The organism is Amycolatopsis sp. NPDC023774 (assembly GCF_040639695.1).
Lineage (GTDB): Bacteria > Actinomycetota > Actinomycetes > Mycobacteriales > Pseudonocardiaceae > Amycolatopsis.
The window spans coordinates 19,600-43,940 of record NZ_JBFAAJ010000023.1 but is presented as its reverse complement, the minus strand read 5'-3'; the positions used below and the strand labels follow the sequence as shown (position 1 = coordinate 43,940).

The 24,341-nt window shown below is 69.5% G+C and carries 25 protein-coding genes; 11 read left to right on the top strand and 14 right to left on the bottom strand.

Translation table 11 applies throughout. From position 1 onward, the window contains the following. The first annotated feature begins 88 nt into the window (after positions 1-88). The 3 genes from ctaD to AB0F91_RS34065 are packed head-to-tail and all read left to right on the top strand — an operon-like array spanning position 89 to position 4,508. The gene (gene ctaD / locus AB0F91_RS34075; RefSeq protein ID WP_360604287.1) at positions 89-1,840 is read left to right on the top strand and encodes a cytochrome c oxidase subunit I; all 1,752 of its coding nucleotides are present in this window, start codon (positions 89-91) and stop codon (positions 1,838-1,840) included. Positions 1,841-1,877: 37 nt separating this feature from the next. Next, entirely contained in the window at positions 1,878-3,464 is a 1,587-nt protein-coding gene (ligD, locus tag AB0F91_RS34070) for a non-homologous end-joining DNA ligase (RefSeq protein ID WP_360604285.1), read from the top strand. A 54-nt stretch (positions 3,465-3,518) separates the two neighbouring features. Further along, positions 3,519-4,508 (top strand): LLM class F420-dependent oxidoreductase, encoded by a 990-nt coding sequence (locus AB0F91_RS34065; protein WP_360604283.1) that lies wholly within the window; start codon positions 3,519-3,521, stop codon positions 4,506-4,508. A gap of 320 nt (positions 4,509-4,828) precedes the next feature. Here the strand turns inward: AB0F91_RS34065 and AB0F91_RS34060 are convergent, their stop codons facing one another. Both AB0F91_RS34060 and AB0F91_RS34055 read right to left on the bottom strand, forming a co-directional pair. Then, positions 4,829-5,449 (bottom strand): hypothetical protein, encoded by a 621-nt coding sequence (locus AB0F91_RS34060; RefSeq protein WP_360604281.1) that lies wholly within the window; start codon positions 5,447-5,449, stop codon positions 4,829-4,831. Between the two features lie 39 nt (positions 5,450-5,488). Then, positions 5,489-6,043 (bottom strand): XRE family transcriptional regulator, encoded by a 555-nt coding sequence (locus tag AB0F91_RS34055; protein WP_360604279.1) that lies wholly within the window; start codon positions 6,041-6,043, stop codon positions 5,489-5,491. Between the two features lie 43 nt (positions 6,044-6,086). On the opposite strand from AB0F91_RS34055, the gene AB0F91_RS34050 reads away from it, so the two are divergent. Genes AB0F91_RS34050 through AB0F91_RS34040 form a run of 3 tightly spaced genes read left to right on the top strand, consistent with a single transcriptional unit; the run spans position 6,087 to position 7,490 of the window. Continuing rightward, positions 6,087-6,608 carry an N-acetyltransferase family protein gene (locus AB0F91_RS34050; protein WP_360604277.1) on the top strand — a complete coding sequence of 174 codons (522 nt, stop codon included), beginning with the start codon at positions 6,087-6,089 and terminating at the stop codon, positions 6,606-6,608. 18 nt (positions 6,609-6,626) lie between these two features. Continuing rightward, a complete protein-coding gene (locus AB0F91_RS34045; RefSeq protein WP_360604275.1) occupies positions 6,627-7,076 on the top strand; it encodes a helix-turn-helix transcriptional regulator in 450 nt (149 codons plus the stop codon). A 9-nt stretch (positions 7,077-7,085) separates the two neighbouring features. Further along, positions 7,086-7,490: a VOC family protein gene (locus AB0F91_RS34040; protein WP_220246681.1), complete on the top strand. Its 405-nt coding sequence runs from the start codon at positions 7,086-7,088 to the stop codon at positions 7,488-7,490. Between the two features lie 10 nt (positions 7,491-7,500). Here the strand turns inward: AB0F91_RS34040 and AB0F91_RS34035 are convergent, their stop codons facing one another. From AB0F91_RS34035 to AB0F91_RS34025, 3 genes are all read right to left on the bottom strand, one after another. After that, entirely contained in the window at positions 7,501-8,487 is a 987-nt protein-coding gene (locus tag AB0F91_RS34035) for a hypothetical protein (protein WP_360604273.1), read from the bottom strand. Further along, entirely contained in the window at positions 8,484-9,041 is a 558-nt protein-coding gene (locus AB0F91_RS34030; RefSeq protein ID WP_360604271.1) for a hypothetical protein, read from the bottom strand. The genes AB0F91_RS34035 and AB0F91_RS34030 overlap by 4 nt, the downstream gene beginning before the upstream one ends. A gap of 71 nt (positions 9,042-9,112) precedes the next feature. Then, positions 9,113-9,391: a hypothetical protein gene (locus tag AB0F91_RS34025; RefSeq protein ID WP_360604269.1), complete on the bottom strand. Its 279-nt coding sequence runs from the start codon at positions 9,389-9,391 to the stop codon at positions 9,113-9,115. 529 nt (positions 9,392-9,920) lie between these two features. Between AB0F91_RS34025 and AB0F91_RS34020 the strand changes: the two genes are divergently transcribed. The 3 genes from AB0F91_RS34020 to AB0F91_RS34010 all read left to right on the top strand — a co-directional run bounded on the left by AB0F91_RS34020 (position 9,921) and on the right by AB0F91_RS34010 (position 15,340). Next, positions 9,921-13,010: a BTAD domain-containing putative transcriptional regulator gene (locus tag AB0F91_RS34020; RefSeq protein ID WP_360604267.1), complete on the top strand. Its 3,090-nt coding sequence runs from the start codon at positions 9,921-9,923 to the stop codon at positions 13,008-13,010. Positions 13,011-13,600: 590 nt separating this feature from the next. Next, positions 13,601-14,485, top strand: coding sequence for a LysR family transcriptional regulator (locus AB0F91_RS34015; protein WP_360604265.1), 885 nt, complete (start codon positions 13,601-13,603; stop codon positions 14,483-14,485). A 108-nt stretch (positions 14,486-14,593) separates the two neighbouring features. Beyond that, positions 14,594-15,340, top strand: coding sequence for an SDR family oxidoreductase (locus tag AB0F91_RS34010; protein ID WP_360604263.1), 747 nt, complete (start codon positions 14,594-14,596; stop codon positions 15,338-15,340). Positions 15,341-15,410: 70 nt separating this feature from the next. On the opposite strand, the gene AB0F91_RS34005 is transcribed toward AB0F91_RS34010, so the two are convergent. The 3 genes from AB0F91_RS34005 to AB0F91_RS33995 form a co-directional block, all read right to left on the bottom strand. Beyond that, positions 15,411-16,325 carry a DJ-1/PfpI family protein gene (locus AB0F91_RS34005; protein WP_360604261.1) on the bottom strand — a complete coding sequence of 305 codons (915 nt, stop codon included), beginning with the start codon at positions 16,323-16,325 and terminating at the stop codon, positions 15,411-15,413. Positions 16,326-16,432: 107 nt separating this feature from the next. Next, entirely contained in the window at positions 16,433-17,425 is a 993-nt protein-coding gene (locus AB0F91_RS34000) for a glutathione S-transferase C-terminal domain-containing protein (protein WP_360604259.1), read from the bottom strand. A gap of 27 nt (positions 17,426-17,452) precedes the next feature. Beyond that, complete coding sequence (locus AB0F91_RS33995; protein WP_360604257.1) at positions 17,453-17,932, bottom strand: MarR family transcriptional regulator; 480 nt, start codon at positions 17,930-17,932, stop codon at positions 17,453-17,455. Positions 17,933-18,040: 108 nt separating this feature from the next. Between AB0F91_RS33995 and AB0F91_RS33990 the strand changes: the two genes are divergently transcribed. Next, positions 18,041-18,601: a YceI family protein gene (locus AB0F91_RS33990; protein ID WP_360604255.1), complete on the top strand. Its 561-nt coding sequence runs from the start codon at positions 18,041-18,043 to the stop codon at positions 18,599-18,601. Positions 18,602-19,013: 412 nt separating this feature from the next. On the opposite strand, the gene AB0F91_RS33985 is transcribed toward AB0F91_RS33990, so the two are convergent. The 3 genes from AB0F91_RS33985 to AB0F91_RS33975 all read right to left on the bottom strand — a co-directional run bounded on the left by AB0F91_RS33985 (position 19,014) and on the right by AB0F91_RS33975 (position 20,921). Beyond that, entirely contained in the window at positions 19,014-19,883 is an 870-nt protein-coding gene (locus AB0F91_RS33985) for a TIGR03620 family F420-dependent LLM class oxidoreductase (protein ID WP_360604253.1), read from the bottom strand. Positions 19,884-19,968: 85 nt separating this feature from the next. Then, on the bottom strand, positions 19,969-20,283 hold the full coding sequence (locus tag AB0F91_RS33980) for a metalloregulator ArsR/SmtB family transcription factor (protein ID WP_285970061.1): 315 nt from the start codon (positions 20,281-20,283) through the stop codon (positions 19,969-19,971). A 44-nt stretch (positions 20,284-20,327) separates the two neighbouring features. After that, on the bottom strand, positions 20,328-20,921 hold the full coding sequence (locus tag AB0F91_RS33975; protein ID WP_360604250.1) for a TetR/AcrR family transcriptional regulator: 594 nt from the start codon (positions 20,919-20,921) through the stop codon (positions 20,328-20,330). A gap of 182 nt (positions 20,922-21,103) precedes the next feature. On the opposite strand from AB0F91_RS33975, the gene AB0F91_RS33970 reads away from it, so the two are divergent. Further along, entirely contained in the window at positions 21,104-21,526 is a 423-nt protein-coding gene (locus AB0F91_RS33970; RefSeq protein ID WP_360604248.1) for an SDR family oxidoreductase, read from the top strand. 1 nt (position 21,527) lies between these two features. Here AB0F91_RS33970 and AB0F91_RS33965 read toward each other — a convergent pair whose 3' ends face one another. From AB0F91_RS33965 to AB0F91_RS33955, 3 genes are read right to left on the bottom strand one after another with little or no spacing between them, the layout of a single operon-like run. After that, a complete protein-coding gene (locus AB0F91_RS33965) occupies positions 21,528-22,160 on the bottom strand; it encodes a hypothetical protein (RefSeq protein WP_360604246.1) in 633 nt (210 codons plus the stop codon). Continuing rightward, a complete protein-coding gene (locus tag AB0F91_RS33960) occupies positions 22,157-23,725 on the bottom strand; it encodes an alpha/beta hydrolase (RefSeq protein ID WP_360604244.1) in 1,569 nt (522 codons plus the stop codon). Before AB0F91_RS33960 ends, AB0F91_RS33965 begins: the two co-directional genes overlap by 4 nt. After that, entirely contained in the window at positions 23,722-24,021 is a 300-nt protein-coding gene (locus AB0F91_RS33955; protein ID WP_360604242.1) for a hypothetical protein, read from the bottom strand. Before AB0F91_RS33955 ends, AB0F91_RS33960 begins: the two co-directional genes overlap by 4 nt. Positions 24,022-24,341: the final 320 nt, after the last annotated feature.

Below are 24,341 nucleotides of genomic sequence, written 5' to 3'. Positions count from 1 at the left end.
GCAGCGCACCGGAAAGCACGTTGAAAAAACGGCCCCGCCCGCTCCTCGCGACCGCGCCCACAATGGGTACGCCCTGAGGGGAGGACCGATGGCCGACACCGTGACCAGGCCCGTTCCGGTTCCGCTGCGACCGGTGTGGCGGGGGCCGAAGGGCGGGCAGATCCTGAAGATCGCCCGCACGACGGATCACAAGACGATTGGCGTCCTCTACCTTTCGACGTCGTTCGGGTTCTTCCTCATCGGCGGCCTCACCGCGCTGCTGATGCGCTCGGAGCTCGCCCAGCCGGGCCTGCAGTTCCTGTCACCGGAGCAGTACAACCAGCTGTTCACCATGCACGGCACGATCATGCTGCTGCTGTACGCGACCCCGAACCTCTTCGGTTTCGCCAACTTCATCGTGCCGCTGCAGATCGGGTCGCCCGACGTGGCGTTCCCGCGGCTGAACGCGTTCTCCTACTGGCTGTACCTGTTCGGCGGGCTGATCGTGATCAGCAGCTACCTCACGCCCGGCGGCCCACCCGACTTCGGCTGGACCGCGTACACACCGCTGTCCGACGCCATTCACTCGCCGGGCATCGGCGGCGACTTGTGGATCACCGGGCTGATCATCTCGGGGCTCGGCACCATCCTGGGCGCGGTGAACATGGTGACGACGATCGTCACGTTGCGCTGCCCCGGCATGACGATGTGGCGGATGCCCATTTTCACCTGGAACATCCTGCTCACCGGCGTGCTGATCCTGCTCGCGTTCCCGATCCTCACGGCCGCGCTGTTCGGGCTGCTCGCCGACAGACACATCGGCGCGCACGTCTTCGACCCGGCCAACGGCGGCGCCATCCTGTGGCAGCACCTGTTCTGGTTCTTCGGCCACCCGGAGGTCTACATCGTCGCGCTGCCCTACTTCGGCATCGTCACCGAGATCATCCCCGTCTTCAGCCGCAAACCGCTCTTCGGCTACCGGACGATGGTCTTCGCGACGATCGCGATCACCGGCCTGTCCGCGACGGTGTGGGCCCACCACATGTTCGCGACCGGCGCGGTGCTGCTGCCGTTCTTCTCGTTCATGACGTTCCTCATCGCCGTGCCCACGGGAATCAAGTTCTTCAACTGGATCGGCACGATGTGGAAGGGACAGCTCACGTTCGAGTCGCCGATGCTGTGGTCGATCGGCTTCCTCGTCACGTTCCTGCTCGGCGGGCTGACCGGCGTCATCCTCGCCGCGCCCGCGCTCGACTTCCACGTGCACGACAGCTACTTCGTCGTCGCGCACTTCCACTACGTGCTGTTCGGGACGATCGTGTTCGCCACGTTCGCCGGCATCTACTTCTGGTTCCCCAAGATCACCGGCCGCATGCTCGACGAGCCGCTGGCCAAGTGGCACTTCTGGACGACGTTCCTCGGCTTCCACACCACATTCCTGATCCAGCACTGGCTCGGTGACGCCGGCATGCCGCGCCGCTACGCCGACTACCTGTCCACCGACGGGTTCACCCTCATGCACACCATTTCCACGATCGGGTCGTTCGTCCTGGGTGCTTCGGTGCTGCCGTTCATCTGGAATGTGGTGAAGAGCTACCGCTTCGGCGAACGCGTCGAGACCGACGACCCGTGGGGCTACGGAAACTCGCTGGAGTGGGCGACGACGTGCCCGCCGCCGCGGCACAACTTCCTCGAGCTGCCACGCATCCGTTCCGAACGGCCGGCGTTCGAGCTGCACTACCCGCACATGATCGAGCGCCTGCGCGACGAGGGCCACGTGAGCCGGGGCGGCCGCCACCGGGCGACGCCCAGCCAGGCGGCGTCCGAGGCACTGATCCCGCCTGAGGACCAGGCTCCCTGACCGAAAGTGTCCTACGCTGCCTTCAGGAGGGCGGACGATGGACTCTGCGGCGGAGCGGCTCAAGAAGTACCGCGAGATGCGCGACTTCCAGCGCACAGCCGAGCCTGCGGGCGGCGACGCGGGCACCACGCCGGGAAACCGCTTCGTCGTGCAGCGTCACCGCGCCCGCCGCCTCCACTACGACCTGCGTCTGGAGCTCGGCGGAGTGCTCATCAGCTGGGCCGTGCCGAAGGGCCCGACGCTCGACCCGAAGGTGCGGCGCATGGCCGTGCACGTCGAGGACCACCCGCTCGAGTACGCCGACTTCGAGGGCGTGATCCCGCACGGCGAGTACGGCGGTGGCGACGTGATCGTGTGGGACCGGGGCACGTGGGAGCCCGTCGACAGCGACGACCCCGAGCAGGCGCTCGCCGACGGCAACCTGCACTTCGACCTGTTCGGCGAGAAGCTCGCCGGCCGCTTCGTGCTCATCCATCCCAGCCGCGACGGCGACGGGAAGCAGTGGCTGCTGCTGCACAAACAGGACGAGCACGCCACCGCCGGCTGGGACGCCGAAGACCACCCGAAATCGGTGAAGAGCGGCCTGACCAACGACGAGATCAAGGCCGCTCCTCCGGCGCTCTGGCGCGGCGACCTGCCCGCGGCCGAGGCGGAGGTGCGGCTCACGCCCGAGTTCACCCCCGCGTCTCCCGCGGAGCTGAAAGCCCTCGACGAGCTGGACTCGCGCGGCAGCTGGGCTGTCGCAGGGCAGAAGCTGGCGCTGACCAACCTCGACAAGGTGCTCGTCCCCGGCCGTGACGGCGAAGACCCCATCACCAAACGCGACCTCATCCGGTACTACACGCGCATCGGCCCGACGATGCTGCCCTACCTCGCGAACCGCGCGCTCAACACGCACCGGTTCCCCGGCGGCATCGAGAAACCCGGCTTCTGGCACAAGGAAGTGCCCGACCACGCGCCGAAGTGGCTGCACCGCTGGCACTACGAGGAAGCCGACCCCGGCGACGTGCAGCAGTACCTCGTGCCCGAAGGCGTCGCGGACCTGGCGTGGCTGGCGAACTTCGGGGCGCTCGAGCTGCACGCGTGGACGTCGCGGATCGAGGACGTCAAGCACCCCACGTGGACGCTGTTCGACATCGACCCCGGTCCGGAGACGTCGTTCGACGACGTCCTCGCGCTGGCCCGCCTGCACCGCACCGCCTTGGCACACCTCGAGCTGGTCGGGCTGCCGAAAGTCACGGGACAGCGCGGGATCCAGGTGTGGGTGCCCGTGGAACCGCGCTACACGTATGCGGAAACGCGCAAGTGGGCCGAGACCGTGTCGAAGACGATCGGGCGGACGCTGCCCGATCTCGTGAGCTGGGCGTGGCACAAGGACCGCCGCGGGGGCAAGGCGCGGCTGGACTACACGCAGAACGTGCTGAACAAGACGCTCGTCGCGCCCTACAGCGTCCGCCCTCGGCCGGGCGCGCCGGTTTCGGTGCCGCTGCGGTGGGAGGAGCTCGACGATCCGGAGCTCACTCCCGACCGCTGGACGATTCGGACAGTCCTCGAACGAGTCGAGACCGTCGGTGATCCGTTCTCGGCGCTGCTGGGTGTGGAGCAGCAGCTGCCGAAACTGTGAATTATCACCGGTTCAGCTGCACCTGGAGTGCGCTCCAGGCCTAGGGTCGGGGCCATGCGATTCGGATTGTTCGTTCCCCAGGGCTGGCGTCACGACCTCGTCGGTATCGACCCGGCCGACCACTGGGACACCATGCTCGGCCTCGCGCGGTTCGCCGACGAGGGCCCCTATGAGTCCATCTGGGTCTTCGACCACTTCCACACCGTGCCCGTCCCGAGCGACGTGGAAGCCACGCACGAGGCGTGGAGCCTGATGGCGGCTTACGGCGCCGCGACTTCGAGGGTGCGGCTCGGCCAGATGTGCACCTGCATGGGGTACCGCAACCCGGCGTACCTCGCGAAGGTCGCGGCCACGATCGACGTGATCTCCGGCGGCCGCGTGGAGATGGGCATCGGCGCCGGCTGGTACGAGCACGAGTGGCTCGCGTACGGCTACGGCTTCCCCAGCGCCGGTGACCGCCTCGCCATGCTCGACGAAGGCGTGCAGATCATGCGCCAGCTGTGGACCGAGGGCAAAGCCACCCTGAACGGCAAGCACTACCAGGTCGACGGCGCGATCTCCCGCCCGCTTCCCCTTCAGGACGGCGGCATCCCGCTGTGGATCGCCGGCGGCGGCGAGAAGAAAACCCTTCGCACGGCCGCGAAGTACGCCCAGTACACCAACTTCGCCGGCGACGTCGAGGGCTTCAAGCACAAGTCGTCGGTGCTCGAGGCGCACTGCAAGGACGTCGGCACGGACTTCGGCAAGATCGTCCGTTCGGCCAACTACAACGTCGTGATCGGCGAGACCGAGAAGGACGTGCAGGACCGCCTGGCGTGGGTCCGCTCGCACTACGAGCCGCACCTGCCCGCGGACGTCCTGGAGTCCACCGTCGCCGGTTACCACAACGGGCCGCTCGTGGGCACCCCGGAGCAGATCGTCGAACGCCTGAAGGAACTCGAAGGTCTCGGCATGACCTACGCCATCGCCAACTTCCTCGAAGCTGCGTACGACCGGTCGGGCGTCGAGCTGTTCACCTCGAAGGTGGTCCCGGAGCTCAGTTGAGCTTTTCGTTTCGCCGGCCGGCGCCCGTGTGGGTGCCGGCCGGCTTTTTTGGGCTCTGATGAGCTATGAGATCAGGGCGTCGGGATGTTCGAACAATCTGTCTTGGCGATCCAGGCAAGTTTGTGACGCTGGTGTTCATTGCGCTCAGGAACCTGGACCCAGCAACGGCGTGCCCCCTGCTACCAGGAAAACTACCGACACATCACTGCGAAGAGCCGTTTTTTGTGGGTGGGTTCGGGGATCATGCCTGTGGGGTGGGGACTCCCGGTTGGGGAAGCGTTGGCAGTGCGGCAAGCCGGGCGCAACGCGTTGCAGCAACGTCACACAAGCGACTCGAGAAGGTCGGGCACAGCCACCAACACCGTGGCAGCCAAGGCGAACGGCACCACCCACAAAGCCACAAACCCCACCTGCCGCAGCGAACGCACCCCCAGACCCAGCACCACGCAAAGAGCGAGCAGAGTCGCCACAGCGAGGACCGCCGAACCGCGGTGGAGCCATTCGCGGGCGGCGTCCGCGAGGAGGAGGCCCGCGGCGGCGGCCGTGGCGAGGGTGCCGGCGCGGGTGGGAGCGCCGACGAAGCGGAAGGCCAGGCCGAGGGTTCCGGCGAGGACGGCCAGAACGCACCACAGCACCACGGTCTGCGTGTCGATCGCGTACGGCATGCCCGGGTATTCGATGCCGTACATGACTTTCTTGCCGACGTAGAACGCCACCACGGCCGGCAGGAGGGCGGCGACGGTGCGGACATACGCGCGGCGCGGGCCGCGGCCGGCGGAGACGGCAACCACCAGCACGATCCATAGGACGAAGGCGTGCGCGAGAATGCGAAGGCCGTCGTTGTAGTACGCGAAGGCCGCGAAGGCGCCGGAAAGCAGGCCGCCGGCGGCGGCCAGGGCTTCGCCCGCGCCGATGGATCGTCGGGTCAGCGTGTCGGTCATGTGCCCCCCAAGAACACAGACCATACCGGCGAAGAAGGCTCAGCGTTTCGTCAGCACGACCAGGTATCGGCAAGCGTCCGGGGTCGGGTTCACATAGGTGCACGGCGCAGGGCGGCCCAGCTGCAGGCAGTCCCCCGCGTCGAGCTCGTGCACGGTGGCGCCCTCGACGAAGCGGAGGTGGCCCGACAGGACCCAGATCTGGTGGTCCGTGAACGCGTACGAATCCGCCGGAAAGCCGACCGAGGCGCCGGCCGGCAAGGAAACTTCGACGAGTTCCGTGGAACCCGGTGGTGAGACAGCGCGGCGCACGTATCCCGTGACCGGGTCGGTCCACGTCGGTTGATCCGAAGCCCGCATCAGGCCACGGTCGGAACCCGCCTCGGCGCGCGCGACGAGTTCCGACAAGGTCAGGCCCAGAGCTGTCGCGAGCCGGCTCAGCAACACGGCCGTGGGCTGGGCCTCGCCGCGTTCGATTTTGCCGATCATGGCGCGCGAGACACCCGAGCGTTCGGCCAGAGTGCCGGCGGAGAGGTCGTGGGCGAGGCGGGCGTCGCGCAGGGTCGCAGCCAGGGAGGCTGACAGGGGGTCCGTCACAAGGTGACACTATAACAGCCAGTATCCGCTACTATAGTGAACCATGCTGATCCGAGACGCCGACGAGCGCGACGCCGAAGCGTGCGCGGAGATCTACGCGCCGTACGTGCGCGACACGACGATCACGTTCGAGACGGAGCCGCCGACGAGCGCCGAGATGGCGGAGCGCATCCGGCGCGCCGCGAAGACGCACGCGTGGCTGGTGCTGGAGATCGAAGGGCGCGTGGCCGGGTACGCGTACGGCGGGCCCTTCAAGGAGCGGGCAGCCTACCGCTGGTCGTGCGAGGTGAGCGTGTACCTGGAGCTGGGGCGGCGACGCACGGGTGGTGGCCGCGCGCTGTACGAAGCGCTCTTCACGCGTCTTGCCGAGCGTGGGTTCCAGACGGCCGTCGCGGGGATGACGCTGCCCAACGAGCCCAGCGAACGCCTGCACCGGGCGCTGGGCTTCGAGCCCGTGGGCACCTATCGGCGCATCGGGTGGAAACACGGAGCGTGGCGGGACGTGGCGTGGGCGCAGCGCTCGCTCGCGCCCGATTCGGCCGAATCACCGGAGGAACCGCGCTGAGCAGTGCAGAATGGACCCATGAGCGCCGACCTCGACGAGCTGCGCAGACTGCGCCGCGCCCGTGACCGGATGGACCGCGAGTACGCCGAACCCCTCGACGTGCCCGCGCTCGCCCGCACGGCATTGATGTCGACGGCGCACTTCAGCCGCCGCTTCCGCGAGGCGTACTCCGAGACGCCGTACTCCTACCTCATGACCCGCCGCATCGAACGCGCCAAGACACTGCTGCGCAACGGTGTCACCGTCACCGAAGCGTGCTTCGCCGTCGGGTGTACGAGCCTGGGGTCGTTTTCGGCGCGGTTCACCGAGCTCGTCGGCGACACGCCCTCGGCCTACCGCGCGCGCGACCACGAGCACGTCGCCGCCGTGCCGCCGTGCCAGACGATGGTGGCGACGCGGCCGCGCAAGACCGGCGGCGCGCCGCGGCAGAGCAGTTTTGGAGAAGCGTCTGTCGGCGCACCCGCATAACCTCACGGCATGACTGTTTCCATCGCCGCCGTGCACGTGATCGTCGACGATCCCGACGCGGCCGTCGCGTTCTACAGAGACACGCTGGGTTTCAAGGTGCGCAACGAGGTCGCCAACGACGGCTTCCGCTGGGTCACCCTCACCACCGACACCCAGCCCGAGATCGAGATCGTGCTGTCGCAGCCGCACGCCGGCCGCTCGAAGGCCGACGGCGACACCGTCGCCGCGCTGCTCGCGAAGGGTGAGCTCGGCGCGATCAACCTGCGCACGGACAACCTCGACGAGACATTCGCCAAGGTCGCCGCCGCGCCCGGTGCCGAGGTGCTGCAGGAGCCGGCCGACCAGTTCTGGGGTGTGCGCGACGCCGCCGTGCGCGACCCGGCGGGAAATCTCGTGCGGATCGCGCAGGCGTGAGCTGCCGCCGTCAGTCTCCGCTGATGTCGAGGTCCTCGATGTCCTGCTCGAGCCGGGCGCGCCAGGACCACTGCGGCTGGGTCCAGTCGGTGTCGTCGCCCGGGGGCTCGCCCAGCGGCAGCGCCTGGTCGGTCACGCCGTGGGTCACGCGGTAGGCCAGCGCCGACGTCGCCGCGCGGATCCACCGGTCGCCCGCCGCCCCGGACGGCGGGGCGACGCCGAACGCGTGCGTGAACCACACCGGCAGCAGCGCGCTGGAGCCGATCGCGTCGGTGATGCGCTCACGCAGCATGGAGTGCAGCTCTTCCCAGTCGCGTTCGGACTTCTCGATCTGGGGCAGCACGCGGGTGCGCGTGACGTCGTCCGCGGTCAGTACCTGCTGCGCGGCCTCGGCGTCCTTGACTGCGGCGGGCAGCAGGCGGTCGAGGACACCGCGGCGACGTGCGGCCACTTCGGACAGTCGAGCCGGCGCGTTGCCGCGGTTCTCGTCGCCGTGCTGGGTGGTGGCAAGGGTGGCGAGCACGTTGATGAGCGCGTTTTCGCTCTCTGCCAACGCTTCGCGCGCCTGCGGCAGCCGCGCGATGTCCTCTTCGTACGGACGGCGCTGGTTGGCCGTCATCAGCTGCGCGGCCAGCGCGTGGCGACGCTCGGCGTCGGCGGCGAGCTTGCGCAACGCGGGCCCGACGTCGTCGAGGTCCACCACCGGCACCTTCTCCGACACCCGCACCGCGCGTTCGAGCAGCTGCAGGCGCTGGCGCAGCCGTTCGAGCTGACGCGTGGCCAGGTCGAGGCGGGACTCGTGGCGGGCTTGGGCGTCGGAGAAGGACTCGAAGGTCTCGCGCAGCTCGGTCAGCTCGCGCCCGGTGCGCGACTCGAGGTCGACGACGGTTTCCTGCATGCCGTCGACGGTGTCGGACAGCGCTTCGAACTGGCTGTCCGTTTCCTCCTCGCCTTCGGGGTAGTACTCGGTGTCGGGGTAGTACTCGGAGTAGGTCATCGGACCTCCTGCACCAGGAACACGACGGTGACCACGGTCGCGACCGCGGCGAGCACCACCAGGATCGTCTGCACGGCGCCCGGGACCAGCAGCGACGCGGCCGTGAGCCCCGCCGCGGCCGCCCCCGCGTACGCGGCGCGCAGGCGCCGGTCGACCATCCGGGGCGTCGGCCCGAGCGGCCCGAGCGCGATCCGCAGCCCGGCGCCGAGCAGCGGCAGCGCGAACAGGATCCACACCGCGCTGATGCCGCCGAACAGCATCAGCGCGCCGGCGACCATCCCCACCGTGGCGGGCGCCGCCGCCAGGTACAGCGACAGCCGCTGCGCGCCGGCCCGCTGCGCCTCCAGCTTCGCCGCCCGCACCTGCTCGGTCGCGATCTCCACCTCGTGCTCCGTGCGCAGCAGGTCCTCCGCCGCGGTGACCAGGCTGTCGAGGGCACGCGTCCGCTCGTCCCCGGCTTCCGGCAGGGCATCCAGCCGCGCCCGCATGCTTTCCTGCACCCGGGCGACGCGCGCCGTCGCCTGCTCGCGCTTGTGCTGCGCTGGCGTAGTCACCCGGCCACTGTAGGTACCAACCACGCCAACCCCCGGGAACGACGCGGCTTGCCGTGGAGTGTCGCCGCCGGTCAGATGATGCCGAAGAGGCAGAACCCGCCGTCGGGCCCTCTCCGCAGCATGAACGTGGCGCGGCGGGGCGTCGGGTTTCCGGGGTAGTCCGAGTCGACGTGCACGAACTGAGTGATCTCGTGCAGCGGCTCGACCTGTCGGATGCGGTAGTGCCCCACGTTCGGGTCCGCGAAATGCCCGTTCACGAGCGACGCCGGGCTCTCGTCCGCCGACTCGCACACGTACCCGGCGGCTCCGGCGAGGTCGTGGGCGTTGAGCTTGCCGAGCAACTCGTTCATGAACTGCGGCTCAGGCAGAGTACGGGCGGCGCCGACCGGATGGTTCTTGTTCAGGAAGAACCCGGGTGCGACGAAGCCCGTGAACCGACGCCGGCAGCCAGCACCACGACGCCCCCCAGGGAGTCCAAAGCCAGAGGAGGCTCCGCTTCTTCGGTTGCTGTGGTGGCGGTGGGTTGCCGGGCTGGGCCCACTGCTGTTGCGGGTACGGCTGTTGCGGGTACGGGTAGGGCTGTTGTTGCGGGTACGGCTGCTAGGGGTAGGGCCGCTGGGATACGGCCCGTTCGGCTGCGGCGGGTAACTCATCGTCGTCCTCGGAAGCTCACCGAACGTAACTCACCGAAATAACCAGGGTAATTCTCGAGCAGAACCGCCGGGCGAGTTCTCAAGGGCCGGATCTGCCGCGATCCGCTCGTCGACGGCGGATCGCCGCCATCCGCACCGGTCCGCGCGGATATCGAGGCCCAGCGAGCCCTGGAATTCCGGGGATCTCCCCGAGGTGCCGGCGCCGCGGAGTGGGCAGAATCGAACGGTGCGGATCAGCTTGCTCGGCCCCCTCGAGGTCCGGACGGACGACGGCGCGCCCGTCGAGGTCGCGGGTGCGCGGCTGCGGGCGCTGCTCAGCGCGCTGGCGCTGGAGCCCGGCCGGGAGGTGCCGGCGGCCCGGCTGATCGACGCGGTGTGGGGCGAGCACCCGCCGGCGACGGCCAACGCGTTGCAGGCGCTCGTTTCGCGGCTGCGCAAGGCCGGGGTGACGCTGGAGTCGACGTCCGCGGGGTACCGGCTCTCGGCGAGCGTGGACGTAACGCGGTTCGAGGAGCTCGCCGCGAAGGCGCGGCACGGGGACGATGTGGAGACCGTCACGCTGCTGCGGGCGGCGCTGGACCTGTGGCGGGGTCCCGTTCAAGCCGATGGCGCTTATTTCCAAGCCCCGCTCGCCCGGCTCACCGAGCTGCGGCTGGGCGCGGCGGAGGACCACGCCGAGGCAGCGCTGCGATTGGGCGGCGGCGGGGAACTGACCGCGGAGCTCAGAATCCTCCTGTCGGAACATCCGTTACGCGAGCGCCTCACCGCGGCCCTCATGCGTGCTCTGTGCGCCGCCGGGCGGCCCGCCGATGCGCTGACCGCCTACGAACGCCTTCGCAAAACCCTCGCCGAAGAGCTCGGCACGGACCCGTCGGCGCAGCTTTCCGCCCTGCACACCACAATCCTGCGCGACTCCCGGGTGGACAGTCACGACGAACCGCGCAGCAACCTGCGCGCCGGCCTCACGAGCTTCGTGGGCCGCGACGACGACGTCGCCCAGGTCGCCAAGCTCGTCGCCGAATACCGCCTGACGACGCTCACGGGTCCGGGCGGCGCCGGGAAAACGCGCCTGGCCACCGAAACCGCCCGCATACTGCGCGACCGTGCACCGGGTGACGTCTGGCTCGTCGAGCTCGCCCCGATCACCGGCGGTGCCGACGTCACCCAGACCGTGCTCACCACCCTCGGCCTGCGAGAACAGGGGCAGCTCGGCCTGACCACCAGCGGCTCGCCGATCGACCGGGCCGTCGGCGCCCTGCGCGGCCGCGAAGCCCTGCTGGTGCTGGACAACTGCGAACACGTCATCGACGCCGCCGCCGAACTGGCCGAACGCCTCCTCGGCGAGTGCCCGCGCCTGCGCATCGTCGCGACGAGCCGCGAACCGCTCGCCGTCACGGGGGAAGCGCTGTGGCCGGTGGAACCGCTGGCCGTGCCGGCGCAGGACGCGAGCGTCGCGGAAGCCATGACCTGCGCTTCCGTGCGTCTCCTCATGGACCGCGCCGCAGCGGTGCGCCCGGGCTTCGAAGTGGACGCCTCCACCGTCGACGCCGTCACCCGCATCTGCCGCGCCCTCGACGGCATGCCCCTCGCCGTCGAACTGGCCGCCGCGCGCCTGCGCTCCCTCACCATCGCCCAGCTGGCCGCCCGCCTCGACGATCGCTTCCGCCTCCTCACCGCCGGCAGCCGCACCGCGCTCCCCCGGCACCGCACCCTGCGCGCCGTCGTCGACTGGAGCTGGGAACTCCTGTCCGACGCCGAGCGCACCCTGCTCCGCCGACTCGTCGTCTTCTCCGGCGGCGCCACCTCCGAGGCCGCCGCCGCGGTCTGCGGCACCGAGGATGCTCCGGACCTGCTCACCACCCTTGTCGACAAGTCGCTCGTCGTTGTCTCGGACACCCCCGAACCGCGCTACACCATGCTCGAAACGATCAAGGCCTACGCCCTCGAACGCCTCACCGAAGCCGGCGAACGCGAGCTGCTGCGACGTGCCCACGCCACCTGGTTCGCCCAGCTCGCCGAAGCCGCCGACCCCCACCTGCGCCGCGCCGAACAGCTCGAATGGCTTCCCCGTCTCACTGCCGACCACGGCAACCTCACCTCCGCCGTCCGCTCCGCCATCACGGCAGGCGACGCAGCGACCGCGATCCGCCTCGTCGTCGCCTCCGGCTGGTATTGGCTCCTCGGGGGCCACCGCACCGAAGGCATGGACCTGATCGTCGCGGCCCTCTCCGTCGCCGGCGAAGTGGACAACGAGGACCGCGCCTCCGCCAACGCCCTCTGCGTCCTCTTCTCCACGGCCGGCTTGGCCGACGACCGCTCCGCCGAGTCCTGGATCCACACCGCCTTGGCACTGACGGAAGGCGGCCCCCGCGCTCACCCCGCGCTCCGCTTCATGGTCCCGCTAGAACAGCTGTTGTCCGGCACCCCAACCGGCGCACCCCCGCGTCTGGACACTTTGGACACCCTCCTGACCGACGAAGACCCCTGGCTTCGCACCCACGCCCACCTGACCCGTGCCCGCCTGCAGTTCAACACCGGCCACGGCCGCGCCTCCACCGAAACCGACCTCGAAGAATCCGTGCGCTTGTTCCGCCTCACCGGCGAACGATGGGGCCACTCCCTCGCGCTGAGCAGCCTCGCCGAAATCATCGCCCGCAACGGCGAACTGCACCGAGCCGTCGACCACTACGCCGAAGCCATCGACGTCCTCACCGAAATCGGCACCGTCGACGACGTCCTCCACATCTGGGGGCGGCAAGCCCATCTCCTCTGGCTGAAGGGGGACCCCGGTTCCGCCGAAGCCGCCCTCTCAGCCGCCGACCGCCATGCGGCCGTGGTGATCTCCCCCGACGCGCTCGCCGGCCTGGCCCAAGCCAAGGGCGACCTGGCACGGTGGCGTGGCGACTCCGATGCTGCGGCGAGGTTCTTCGATCAAGCGGAAGGCCTGGTTCAGCACCTTCCCTTGCATCCCCTGTTCCGGGCACTGATGGCACAGTCGCGCGCATTCGTGGCTGCGGACAACGGCAACCTCCCCGCCGCGGCAACCCAGCGTCGGACCGCTTTCGACCTGACCACCGCAACCGGCGACGCGATGTATTTGTCACAAGTGGTTGTGGGGATCGCGGATCACGCTCTTCGCACCGGCCGAGCGAAGGACGCGGCACGTTTGCTGAAGACTGCGCACGAACTGAGCGGCGGATTAGATTACAGCTCACCCGATGCTGTACGGCTGGGCCAACTGATCACAGTGGACGATGATGGGACACCGATGAGCATGGAGGAACTGAGGGCAATGGTCCTCTCAGTTCTGGAGTAACACCCCAAGTACACCGGTTGCGCCGCCAATCTGCAATATGCCCACACCGACAACCAGCCCCCCACTGTCCACCGGCCAAACCCATCTCCCGAAGCAGACGGCGGGTGCACCCAAGCCCAAAATCTCCTGAGCCAACCCCCCGACCCTTCCCCGGCCGCCCCCGACGAAGGTGAACCCACACGGCTCGGGGTAGCTTGTCGAGGTACTCTTTCCCGCCTTGACAAGCTACCCCGAGCCGTCGTGACAATTGAAACTTCGGGGAGTCATTACCAGGTAATCTTTTGATCTTTTAATCCGTAAATGGCAAAGGTAAAAGATTGAAATAAGATGTCAGCCGGAGAAACCGACGGCTTTGTCAGGTGGTTGAGTCGGGAGTCGTGTCTGCCGATCGGTGACCATTGGGCAGAGATGGCTGGCTCGCTGAGCGGTGCGTTCCCGAGGTGGCTGAGCTGCGTGACGGCCGGAAGGTAACCGTTGGATTGGTGGGTCACCGGGCCCCGGGAGTGCCAAGCAATCTGGCTCCTCCACCCCGCTCCGGCGCCGAGACGCTGCCACCCACCCCCATGGACAGCCGTGGTGCGATAGCCACCATGGAGATCCGGGAGATGCGTGCGTTCGTCGCCGTGGTCGAGGAGGGCGGGCTGTCGGCGGCGGCGCGCCGGCTGCACGTGAGCCAGCCGGCCGTGTCGCAGACGGTGCAGGCGCTGGAGCGGCAGCTGGGGGTGCAGTTGCTGGTCCGCAGCAACGCGGGGGTGCAGCCCACCGAGGCGGGGATGACGTTGGCGGGTGAGGCGCGCGCGGTGCTGGCGCGGCATGACCAGGCGGTGGCGGCGGTGACGCGGCACGCGTCCGGGAGTCTGTTGCGCGTCGGGCTTCCGTTGGAGTTGCCGCCGGATTTGATGTCGCGGGCGCTGGCCGATCTGGCCGAAGCGTTTCCGGGCACGAGGGTGCAGGTGGTGCACGCGGCGACGACCGGGCAGTTCGAGCTGTTGCAGAAGGGCGAGCTCGAGCTGGGCCTCGTGCGCGAGCGGCCGGTGGGGCCGGAGTTCGACGCGATGCTGGTGCTGGAGGAGAGGCTGGGTGTGCTGCTGTCGAAGGAGCTGGCCGACAAACTCGGCGGGTCTGACGGGATCCGGCTCGACGCGCTGGTCGGGCTGGAGTGGATCGGGTTCGCGCGGGAGGGCAGCCCGGCGTGGCACGACGAGGTGACCGCGATCTTCCGTTCGCACGGGCTCGAAATCGGCCCCGATACGACGGCCGGGCACTCGCTGATCTCCGAGCTCAAGTTCGCTGCCGTGAGCGGGGGTGGCGCGTTCACGCTCGCGCCGCCGAACTGGACGCAGCCCATCCCCGAGCACCTGGCGTGGTGTCCGCTGCTCGGATCCCCGCTCGTGAGACGGACGTGGGCCGTGTGGCCGGCGTCGTCGCACCGGCGTGACCTCGGGCACCTGGTCGCGGCACTGGACGTCTTATAGGGGTCATAAGCGAGGCGTATCGCCAGGTCGGAAGGCTGATCGGCCCGTTTCGCTTGAACGAGGCGGCTGCGCACCACGGCGCGGCCGGACTCGGGAGAAGTGACTGAAATGACGACAGAACTGTCGGGAACCACGGCTCTGGTCACGGGCGCGACGAGCGGCATCGGGCGTGCGACCGCGGTGGCTCTGGCGACGCTGGGCGCCCACGTGCTCGTGAGCGGTCGCGACGCCGGCCGTGGTGAGCAGGTGGTGAAGGAGATCGTCGCCGAGGGCGGGCAGGCCGCGTTCCTGGCCTCCGACCTCGCCGACGCGGCTTCGGCGCAGGACCTCGCTTCGCGCGCCCTCGCCGTGACGGGTCACGTGGACGTGCTGGTGAACAGCGCCGGCGTGTTCCCCTTCGGCCCCACCGAGGACACGTCGGAGCAGGACTTCGATGCGGTGTACGCGCTGAACGTGAAGGCGCCGTACTTCCTCGTCGCGGCCCTCGCGCCGACGATGGCCACGCGCGGTGCCGGGTCGATCGTGAACGTGTCCACCATGGTCGCGGAGTTCGGCGCCGCGGGCATGGGCCTCTACGGCTCCAGCAAGGCGGCGCTCGAGCTGCTGACGAAGTCGTGGTCCGCGGAGTACGGCCCGCGCGGCGTGCGCGTGAACGCCGTCAGCCCCGGCCCGACACGCACCGAAGGCACGGCCGGGATGGGTGAAAGCCTGGACCAGCTGGCGTCGCTCGCGCCCGCCGGCCGTCCCGCCGGCCCGGACGAGATCGCGGCGGCGATCGTGTTCCTGGTGACCGGTGGCGCGAGCTTCATCCACGGCGCGGTGCTGCCGGTGGACGGCGGACGGGTTGCGGTGTAAGGAACTCTCGGGTGGGTGGGCCGGCGCCGATCGAGCGCCGGCACGTCCCTCGATCCACCAGGGACGAAACCTACTGGTGCTGCGGTTCCTTCGACTTCCGCAGCGACCGCAGTGAGCACAGGGCCGCGAAGCCGGCGCTACGGGCCGCCGCCTCGAGGGTCGACCCCTCGGCCAGCAGGTGCTCGGCGTGTTCCAACCGCAGCGTTTGCTGATAGCGCAACGGGGTCATGCCCACGGCGTCGACGAAATGCCGCGTGACCGGCCGTTCACTGCAACCCAGTTCCCGCGCCAGGGACGAAAGCCGCAAGGGTTCCGCGTAGCGCGTCTCGATCAGGTCCTGCACGCGGTGCACCAGGTCGGACAGGTGGTTGCGGTGGCGGAGCGCGCCGGTGACGGGCTGCTGGCCGTTGCGGCGCGCGTAGAAGACGAGCGAACGCGCGATGCGGCCCGCGACGCCGGGGCCGTGGGCGGTGGCGACGAGGTGCAGCGCCAGGTCGATGCCGCTGGCCATGCCGGCGGAGGAGGCAACGCGGTCGTCGACGACGTAGAGCACGTCGCGGACCACGGTGGTGGCCGGGTAGTGCAGGGCGAAGTCGTCCTGCAGGTCGTGGTGGGTGGTGCAGCGGTGGCCGTCGAGCAGGCCCGCCTCGGCGAGGGCGACGGTGCCCGCGCAGACTCTTGCGACGAGGCCGCCCGCCGAGTGGTGGACGCGCAGCAGGTCGAGCCCGCGCGGCATGGCGGGGGCGACGCCCGGGGTGAAGCCGGCGCCGCCGGGGACCACGAGGATGTCGTCGCGGCCCAGGACGGGGACGCGGGTCGAGGCGCGCACCGGCAGCCCCTCGGCGGTGGGCACGTCGGGTTCCTCGGCGAAGTAGGCCAGCTCGTAGGGCAGGCCCAGCGAGCGCGCGGCGAGGAACACGTCGGCCGCGCCCGCGATGTCCAGCAGGTACGCCTGAGGAGCGAGCAGGAACACCACCCTCGTCATGAGCGCGACGCTACCCGCGGACGTCCCCCGGACCGGCGACATCAGCGCAGGTCCGGGGACCCCGGGTAAGGGTGCTGCCCTCGTGGGCCCAGCAGCGGCGAAACGCGTTACGCCGCCAGCGAGGGCACCTTCTCGCTTTCGATCGGCGGCCCCGGCGGGGTTCCGTCGCCGAACGGACGACCGCCCAGCTCCTCGCGGCCGTGCGGAGTCAGCCAGCCTGACAGATCAGGTCCGGCGGGGATGATGCCGGTCGGGTTGATGGAGCGGTGCACCACGTAGTAGTGCTCCTTGACCTGGTCGAAGTCGATCGTGTCGCCGAACCCGGGAGTCTGGAACAGATCGCGCGTGTACGCCCAGAGCACCGGCATCTCGGCGAGCTTCTCGCGGTTGCACTTGAAGTGGCCGTGGTAGACGGCGTCGAAGCGGACGAGCGTGGTGAACAGGCGCACGTCGGCCTCGGTGATCGTGTCGCCGACCAGGTAGCGCTGGGTGGCGAGGCGCTCGGAGAGCCAGTCGAGGCGGGCGAACAGCGCGTTGTACGCCTTCTCGTACGCCTCCTGCGAACCCGCGAAACCGGCCTTGTACACACCGTTGTTCACATCGTGGAACACCTTGTCGGCGACGTCGTCGATCTCGGCACGCAGGTGTTCCGGGTACAGGTCGGGGGCGCCTTCGCGGTGGTACGCGCGCCACTCCAGTGACAGGTCGAGCGTCATCTGCTTGAAGTCGTTGGTCACGACCTGGCCGGTGGGCACGTCGACGATCGCCGGCACCGTGATGCCGCGCGGGTACTGCGGGTCGCGCTTGAAGAAGGCCTCCTGCAGGCGCTCGATGCCCAGCACCGGGTCGCGCCCGCCCGGGTCGAGGTCGAACGTCCAGCTGCGCTGGTCGTGCGTCGGCCCACAGATGCCCATGGACAGCACATCCTCGAGGCCCAGCAGCCGGCGCACGATCGCCGCGCGGTTGGCCCACGGGCAGGCACGGGCGATCACGAGGCGGTAGCGGCCGGGTTCCACCGGCCAGCCGTCGCGGCCGTCGGCGGTGATGCGGTCGGCGAGATAGTTCTGGTCGCGCTTGAACTCGCCCTTGTCGGCGGTCATGTCACCACTTTCGTCGAAGGGTTGCGGTCACTCTGGGCACGGCTGGGCGCCGTCCGGCTCCAGCGCAGCGGCCACCCGCGCGAGGATCGGGCCCGCGCCGCGGATCTCTTCGGGGGCCAGGTGGTCGAACAGGTGCGACCGTACGCGCGCGAGGTGCCCCGGATAGGCCCCCGCGAGCTTCGAGCGGCCCGATTCGGTGAGCGACGCGTTGGCCACGCGGCCGTCGCTCTCACACTTGACCTTCTCCACCAGGCCGCGCTTGACCAGGCTGTCGACGACGCGGCTGATGCGGCTGAGCGAGAGTGCCGTGGCCTTGGCCAGATCGGACAGCCGCAGCCACCCCTCCTCGGCCTCGGACAGGGACACGAGCACGGTGTAGTCGGTCATCGAGATGCCGGTCTCGTTCACGAAATGGTCTTCCAGCACGCGCGGCAACACGGTGATGATCCGCGTCAACGGCCGCCACACGGCCTCTTCTTCCCTGCTCAACGGCACTCTGTCCACCATACGGGCAGTCTACCGGAATACTTGCTCGCGCAATCAGGTTATGTGGGCTAGAGTCCAGTTGAGCCCTCAACCAAGTGGTTGGGGGAGCGAACCGAAGGAAGTAGAAAAATGACCAGCGCGACCACCACTTACCCCCAGTTGACCGGCGACTACACCATCGACGGCACCCACAGCCGCATCGGGTTCGTCGCCCGCCACGCCATGGTGACCAAGGTGCGCGGTGCGTTCAACGAGTTCGAAGGCACCTTCTCCGTCAACGGCGACGAGCCGGCGAAGTCGAGCGCCAAGGTGACCATCAAGACGCACAGCATCGACACCCGCAACGCCGACCGCGACGGCCACCTGCGCAGCAACGACTTCCTGTCGATGGACGAGTACCCCGAGATCACGTTCGTGTCCACCGGTATCACCCAGACCGGCGACACGAGCTTCGACGTGACCGGTGACCTGACCATCAAGGGCGTCACGAAGTCCATCACCATCCCGTTCGAGTTCGAGGGTTCCTCGAAGGACCCGTACGGCCTCGACCGCGTGGGCTTCGACGGCTCGACCACGATCTCCCGCAAGGACTACGGCATCACCTGGAACGCCGCACTCGAAACCGGTGGCGTGCTGGTGTCCGACAAGATCACCCTCGAGTTCGAGATCTCGGCCGTCAAGAACGCCTGAGCCTCGTCTCAGACCCCGGGTAACCGGGTCGCGCAGGGCCGGTTCACCGACTTCGGTCGATGAGCCGGCCCGTCGGCGTTTGCGGCTCCGGTTCCGCCGAGCGCAGCTCAACACGGCTTGCGCAACGGCGGTGAACCGGCCCGCTGACGGTTCGGGCCCGGCGTCCCGGCAGCGGCACTTCACCGAGCAGCGGCAGCGCGGCATGGCCGAGGCCGCGCCGGCGTAGTCCGCTTCGGACGCGGGGCGAGGCCGGACCGAGTCACACCCACCCGGACAACGATCGGCCCCTTACCGTTTCCGCCGAGGCTAAGTGAGCAACGTCGCAGCCGAGTGCGGCGAGCGACGTCCCGGATCGCCGAGAACCGCACCCAGCTCGCGACGGCGGCGAGCCGGCCCGTCGGCGTTTTCGGGCTCAGTTCTCCGGCAGCAAGGCTTCGCCGAGGCGGCGCCAGTGCGGCATCGCCGACGTGCCCGGCGGGGTGCCGATGACCTGGATGCCGACGTGGTCCGCGCCCGCCGCGAGGTGGCCACGGAGCTTGTCCACGACGGTGTCGACGTCGCCCCAGAAGACGAGAGCGTCGATGAGGCGGTCGGAGCCGCCGTGCGAAATCTCGGCTTCGGGGTAGCCGAGGCGGCGGAACTTGGCGACGTTGTACTTCGACGTCAGGTAGGGCGCGAGGTGTTCCCGCGCGGTGGCGCGGGCCACCGAAGGATCGCGTTCGAAGAGGACGGCGTGCTCGACGCCCAGGAAGGCGTCCGGGCCGAGGATCTCGCGTGCTTGCGCGGTGTGGTCGACGGTGACGTGGTAGGCGTGGGCCCCGGCAGCGCGGTCGCGGGCCAAGCGCAGCATCTTGGGTCCATAGGCGGCCAGGACGCGGCAGACCGGCTGAGCCGGCGCGGGGTTCGGGCTTTCCACGGCGTCCATCTCGTCCAGGTACGCAGCCATGGCGGCCAGCGGTTTGACGTCCGACCGGGAAGCGCCGCCGTAGCCGAGGCCGAGGACGTGGCGGCCGGGATAGGCGTCAGCGAGCAGATGGGCGGCACCTTGCGTCCACCGCGCTTGGCGGGACCAAATCTGCGCGATGCCGTTGACGACGTGCATGCGCTCGGTCGCGGCGAGCAGGAAACCCGCGTGCGTCAGGGCTTCGCGGCCCAGCAGCTCCGGGACCCAGATCGCGCGCCAGCCCTGTCCTTCCAGCTCCTGCACCGATTCTCGCAGCGAACCAGCGGGCTGGTGTTCGAAGTCGAACGTCCAGATCCCGAACTTCCCCAGCCCGTCCACAGCCTCTCCTCGCGTCACACATCGGGGTATCGCAGAATTACGATATGACACGCAACCAAGAGGACCGAGCCGAACCGCACCAGACCTACAACGTCTGCCCCAGCGCGGAAACCAGCGAGGCGATCCGCTCCTCGTCACGCCGGTAGTGCGTCCACTTCCCCACCCGCGTGGACCGCACAAGGCCCGCGCGCTCCAGCTCCGCGAGGTACGCCGACACCGTCGACTGCGCCAGGCCCGCCTTCGCCTGGATATGGCTCACACACACGCCGACGTCGAGCACCCCGCCGTCGAGCGGGAAGTGCCGCGCGGGCTCGCGCAGCCAGGCAAGCAGCTGCAGTCGCACGGGGTTGGCCAGCGCGCGCAACGCCCGGACGACCTCGGGATCCGCGACTGTTTCCATACCCCCAGGATACCGCGCACGTTTCGCAGTATCCCGATCCGAAACTAGCTCCGCCGCAGGTTCTCGATCGCCACGTCCAGCGCGGCCTCCAGGTGCGCCGACGACCCCGTGGACAGCAGCATCACCACCCCGCCCTGCAGCCCGGCCAGCAGCGCCGAAGCCGCACGCGAAGGGTCGACCGACGCCCCGACCTCGCCGGCCGCCTGCAGGTGGCGGATGCCCGCGGCGAGCTCGGCGAGCCAGCGCTCCACCAGCCGCGTCGACACCGCCTGCGCGCCCGGGGTGTTGCGGCCCACCTGCGACATCACGGCGTTGAGCGGGCAGAACTGCCCCTGCTCGGTGTAGTGCGCCACCACGGTGTCGCGCCACGACTGCCACGCCTCCCACGTGTTCAGCGCAGCGAGGTGAGGCTGCTGCGAACCCAGCACGCGCTCGGCCTCGAACTCCGCGACGGCCAGCAGCAGTTGCTCCTTGCCATCCGGGAAGTAGTGGAACAGTTGGCTTTTGCTGGTGCCGGTGCGCGCACGGACGTCGTCGAGCGTGGTGTCGAACACGCCGCGTTCGCGGATCTCCTCGGCAGCACCCTCGACGATGCGCTGCCGGGTGGCGGCGCCCTTGGCGGTGAGTGTCTGGGTCACGGGCACACCTTTCTGGACTTACCAGTCCAATTTAGCGCGGGCACGGTCGCACCCGCCAGTCCATTCCGAGACCGGAAGAATTACCGTGACCTCACGTTTCGAAGGCCGCACCGCGCTCGGCACCGGCTCGACGGGCGGGATCGGCGTCGCCATCGCGCGCGTTCGCCGCCGAGGGCGCCCACGTGCTGGTGAGCGGCCGCGACGCCGAACGGGCAGCCGGCGGGGGGCTCCACATCCTGGTCGACAACGCCGCCCTGCTGATCTTCCCGTCGTCCACCGCCGATCTGGTCGAAGAGCTCATCGACGCCGCGCACGCCGTGAACGTCGAGGCGCCGATGCTGCTCACCGGCCTGCTGGCACCGGGCATGGCCGCGCGCGGCAGCGGCGCGATCGTGAACCTCGGCTCCATCAACGGCCTCGACGGCATGGCCGACCAGGCCCTGGAGTGCGTGCGGCCGATGCTCGCGACGATCCCGTCGCGGCGCGCGAGCACGCCGGAAGAGATCGCGAACGCAGTGCTCTTCCTGCCGAGCGACGACGCGCTGAACATCCTCGGCACGACGCTCAGCGTCGACGGCGGCTATTCCGCCGTGCGGTCCGCCTGAGTCAGAAGGCCGTGCCGCCGTCCGACCAGTTCGTCTCGCCGAAGTCCTCGTCGTCCACCGCCGCACGACGAGGACGCGGCTGCGGTTTCGGAGCGGGCTCAGGCTCAGGCTCAGGCGCCGCGGCCACAACGGTTTCCGAGGGCTCCCCCGCGGCTTCCGGCACCCCGTTCGGCCACACGCACGGCGAGGTCGCCCCGAGGTACAGCTTGCCGAGCTCGTTGGCCTGGATCGACATGTCGAAGCTGTCGGAAGCGTTGCGCGCGAACACGTACTGGTCGGTCGGCCGCCGATCGGTGACGACGGTGAAGCCGTGCGCCCGCCACCAGGTGACGACGGCGTCGACGTGCTCACCGAACGCCGCCACCTGCACGCCGGTGATCTCGTACGTCACCGAGATCTCGAACCGCCCGGGCGGGCCGTCGTCGGTCGGGTCCGTGCACTCGGACCGGTTCTGCGAGAACAAGGTGCGCGACGCCGTGCCCGGCAGCGCCTCGAACGCGGCGCGCACGTAGTCCTCGACCCGGTCGTGGGCTTGTTTCTCGGTCATCGTGGTTTCCATGGCCCCACCTCCGGGGGAGCAGGCGACGCAGGTCAGCAAGACGGTCAGCGCGGCGAGCGCGCGGCGGGCGCTCACCCCGGCTTCCCCGCGATGATGCGGCCGAAGCTGCGCAGCGAAGGGTTGTTGTCCTCCCAGTACTGGCTGTGCGCCGCACCGGACAGCCCGCCCTCGTACCACGGGCCCTTGGTGCCGGGCGCGGAGTCGAAGACCTGGCCGCCGAAGCCCGACCCCGCCGGACTCGGTCCGAGCGGGTCGTGGCCGGCGACGCCGACGTTGGTGACCTTGATCATGTCGTGCTCGGCGAGGGTCGAGTGCACGTGCTGCGCCACCTGGTCCCGCGGCACGCCGTCGAGGTGCAGCTGGTTCGCGTGGTCGACGCCGACGCCCGGGCTCGCGACGAACACGAGTTCGTCGGCGGCGAGGCCACCATCGCGCGCGGCGTGGCCGACCACGGTGGTGCCGTAGCTGTGGCCGAGCACGGTGTTGTGCGAAGGCGCGCCGTCGTGCGATGCGCGCAGGCCTTCCTCGAACTTCGAGAGGTCGGCTTTTCCGTGGTCCGCATAGCTTTCGCCGGCCGCGTCCCACAGCTCATCGGGCGCGTCGTAGCCGACCCAGGTGATCACGGACGCCGACGGCGAGCCCGCCATCGTCGCCGACTGCCACATCTTGTCCGAGCGTCCGAGGTCGCCGCCGATCTTCGAGAGCTCGCTGCCGGTGCCGGGCACGTAGGTCGCGACATCCGTGGCCGTGTCGGGATTTCCCGCGGCGACCACGGCTTTGCCGTCGCCGCCGGTGTCGAGCTGGACCAGGTACGCCTGCGGTTTGCCCGGACCGGTGTCGTTGAGGCGGTTGTCGATCTCGGTGAGCCCACGCAGCTTGGCCTTCGCGTCGCCGCTCGGATCGTTCCGCAGCCGGGTCATTTCCCGTTGCAGGACAACGCGGTTGGCGGCGTCGCGGTCCTTCACGGGGACGCCGTCGAGGTTGCGCACGAGGTCCGGGTTGTCGCGCAGGATCGTGCCCTGCTCCGTGGTCGACAGGCTGTCCCACCACGCGCGGTTGTCCCCGGGTGTGCCACCCTGCGGCGGGCCGATGGTGGACAGGCCGCTCTGGGCAGTGCCGGCGTCGGCCGCCTGTGCGAGCGAGGTGGCACCCTGGTCGGTGATCTCGCCGCGCGCGGCGCGCGTGAGGATGCCGGCGAAATCGGCGTCGACGTCGGTGGCCTGGCGCAGGATCTGCTCGATCCGGTCGGACAGCTCGACGCGGATCCGCTCGTCGGGAAGCGCTCCCGGGCCGGGCACGGTGGTGACCCAGCCGCCGTCGTCGATGGCGAACCCGTTGTGCGAGGCCAAATCGTCGGTGTCGCGGACGTCGGCGGTGATCCGTTCCACGGCCAGCTGCGTCTCGTGTGCTCCGCGTCGAACGGCCGAGGCCTCGGCCACGAGCTGTTCGAGCCTCGTGGTCAACGCGGTGCCGCGAGCCTGCGCCGCTGTCGCGGCGTCACCGGTCCAGCCGTCGAGGCGCGACATGCCTTCGACGTCGCTGTCGGCGGCCAGGAGCTGCTCGCAGCGTTGGTTCACCAGATCGGCCACCGTGCCGATCGACCCGGCGTGCCAGCTCCGCACATCCCCCCAGGTGATCACCGGCCCGCCCCGTTCACGTCGTCGGTGGCCTGCCGCTCGGTGCCGCGGTAGCCGCGCGCGGCGTCGTCGAGCTGTTCGCCGTACGCGTCCGTGTCGGTCGCCCACCGCGGCACGGCCTCGTGCCAGACATCGCTGAGCTGCGCCGCCGCCGTCACGCTCGTGCCACCCGGCATTCCGGTCGCCATCCCACTGAGCGGGCCGGCCAGGTCCACCGGGCGCACGGTCGCGGCCGCGCGGTGGGCGTGACCCGCCGCCTCGCTCACCGTCGCCGGAACGACTTCGAATCCCGCACCCATGCGTACCTCGTCTTCCCCAGGCGACCAGACGACACCGTACGACGAACGGCGTATGCGCGCGGTTCCGAGACGACACCGGAAATCCGCATTGTCTGTACCACTGCGCCTGACCTGGGCACTCTCGCCCCTACCGTGTCCACATATGTGAATGCCAGTCACGTGACTGAATAGTTATCAGCCGGTGTATTGCCCACGGATGGGCCGCGTGTGAATGTGTACGGCGAAGTTCGTCGGAACGCGCCGGCGGATTTGGCGGCTGAACGGCCCGTGACGAGGAAAGGCGTTGCGCGCGGGGGAACCAGCCGTTTCGCAGCCCTGCG

Excerpts from the sequence above, each read along its gene's own strand:
- ctaD (WP_360604287.1), top strand. The coding sequence starts at position 89 with ATGGCCGACACCGTGACCAGGCCCGTTCCGGTTCCGCTGCGACCGGTG.
- ligD (WP_360604285.1), top strand. The coding sequence starts at position 1,878 with ATGGACTCTGCGGCGGAGCGGCTCAAGAAGTACCGCGAGATGCGCGAC.
- AB0F91_RS34065 (WP_360604283.1), top strand. The coding sequence starts at position 3,519 with ATGCGATTCGGATTGTTCGTTCCCCAGGGCTGGCGTCACGACCTCGTC.
- AB0F91_RS34060 (WP_360604281.1), bottom strand. The coding sequence starts at position 5,449 with ATGACCGACACGCTGACCCGACGATCCATCGGCGCGGGCGAAGCCCTG.
- AB0F91_RS34050 (WP_360604277.1), top strand. The coding sequence starts at position 6,087 with ATGCTGATCCGAGACGCCGACGAGCGCGACGCCGAAGCGTGCGCGGAG.
- AB0F91_RS34045 (WP_360604275.1), top strand. The coding sequence starts at position 6,627 with ATGAGCGCCGACCTCGACGAGCTGCGCAGACTGCGCCGCGCCCGTGAC.
- AB0F91_RS34040 (WP_220246681.1), top strand. The coding sequence starts at position 7,086 with ATGACTGTTTCCATCGCCGCCGTGCACGTGATCGTCGACGATCCCGAC.
- AB0F91_RS34035 (WP_360604273.1), bottom strand. The coding sequence starts at position 8,487 with ATGACCTACTCCGAGTACTACCCCGACACCGAGTACTACCCCGAAGGC.
- AB0F91_RS34025 (WP_360604269.1), bottom strand. The coding sequence starts at position 9,391 with ATGAACGAGTTGCTCGGCAAGCTCAACGCCCACGACCTCGCCGGAGCC.
- AB0F91_RS34015 (WP_360604265.1), top strand. The coding sequence starts at position 13,601 with ATGGAGATCCGGGAGATGCGTGCGTTCGTCGCCGTGGTCGAGGAGGGC.
- AB0F91_RS34010 (WP_360604263.1), top strand. The coding sequence starts at position 14,594 with ATGACGACAGAACTGTCGGGAACCACGGCTCTGGTCACGGGCGCGACG.
- AB0F91_RS34005 (WP_360604261.1), bottom strand. The coding sequence starts at position 16,325 with ATGACGAGGGTGGTGTTCCTGCTCGCTCCTCAGGCGTACCTGCTGGAC.
- AB0F91_RS34000 (WP_360604259.1), bottom strand. The coding sequence starts at position 17,425 with ATGACCGCCGACAAGGGCGAGTTCAAGCGCGACCAGAACTATCTCGCC.
- AB0F91_RS33995 (WP_360604257.1), bottom strand. The coding sequence starts at position 17,932 with ATGGTGGACAGAGTGCCGTTGAGCAGGGAAGAAGAGGCCGTGTGGCGG.
- AB0F91_RS33990 (WP_360604255.1), top strand. The coding sequence starts at position 18,041 with ATGACCAGCGCGACCACCACTTACCCCCAGTTGACCGGCGACTACACC.
- AB0F91_RS33980 (WP_285970061.1), bottom strand. The coding sequence starts at position 20,283 with ATGGAAACAGTCGCGGATCCCGAGGTCGTCCGGGCGTTGCGCGCGCTG.
- AB0F91_RS33955 (WP_360604242.1), bottom strand. The coding sequence starts at position 24,021 with ATGGGTGCGGGATTCGAAGTCGTTCCGGCGACGGTGAGCGAGGCGGCG.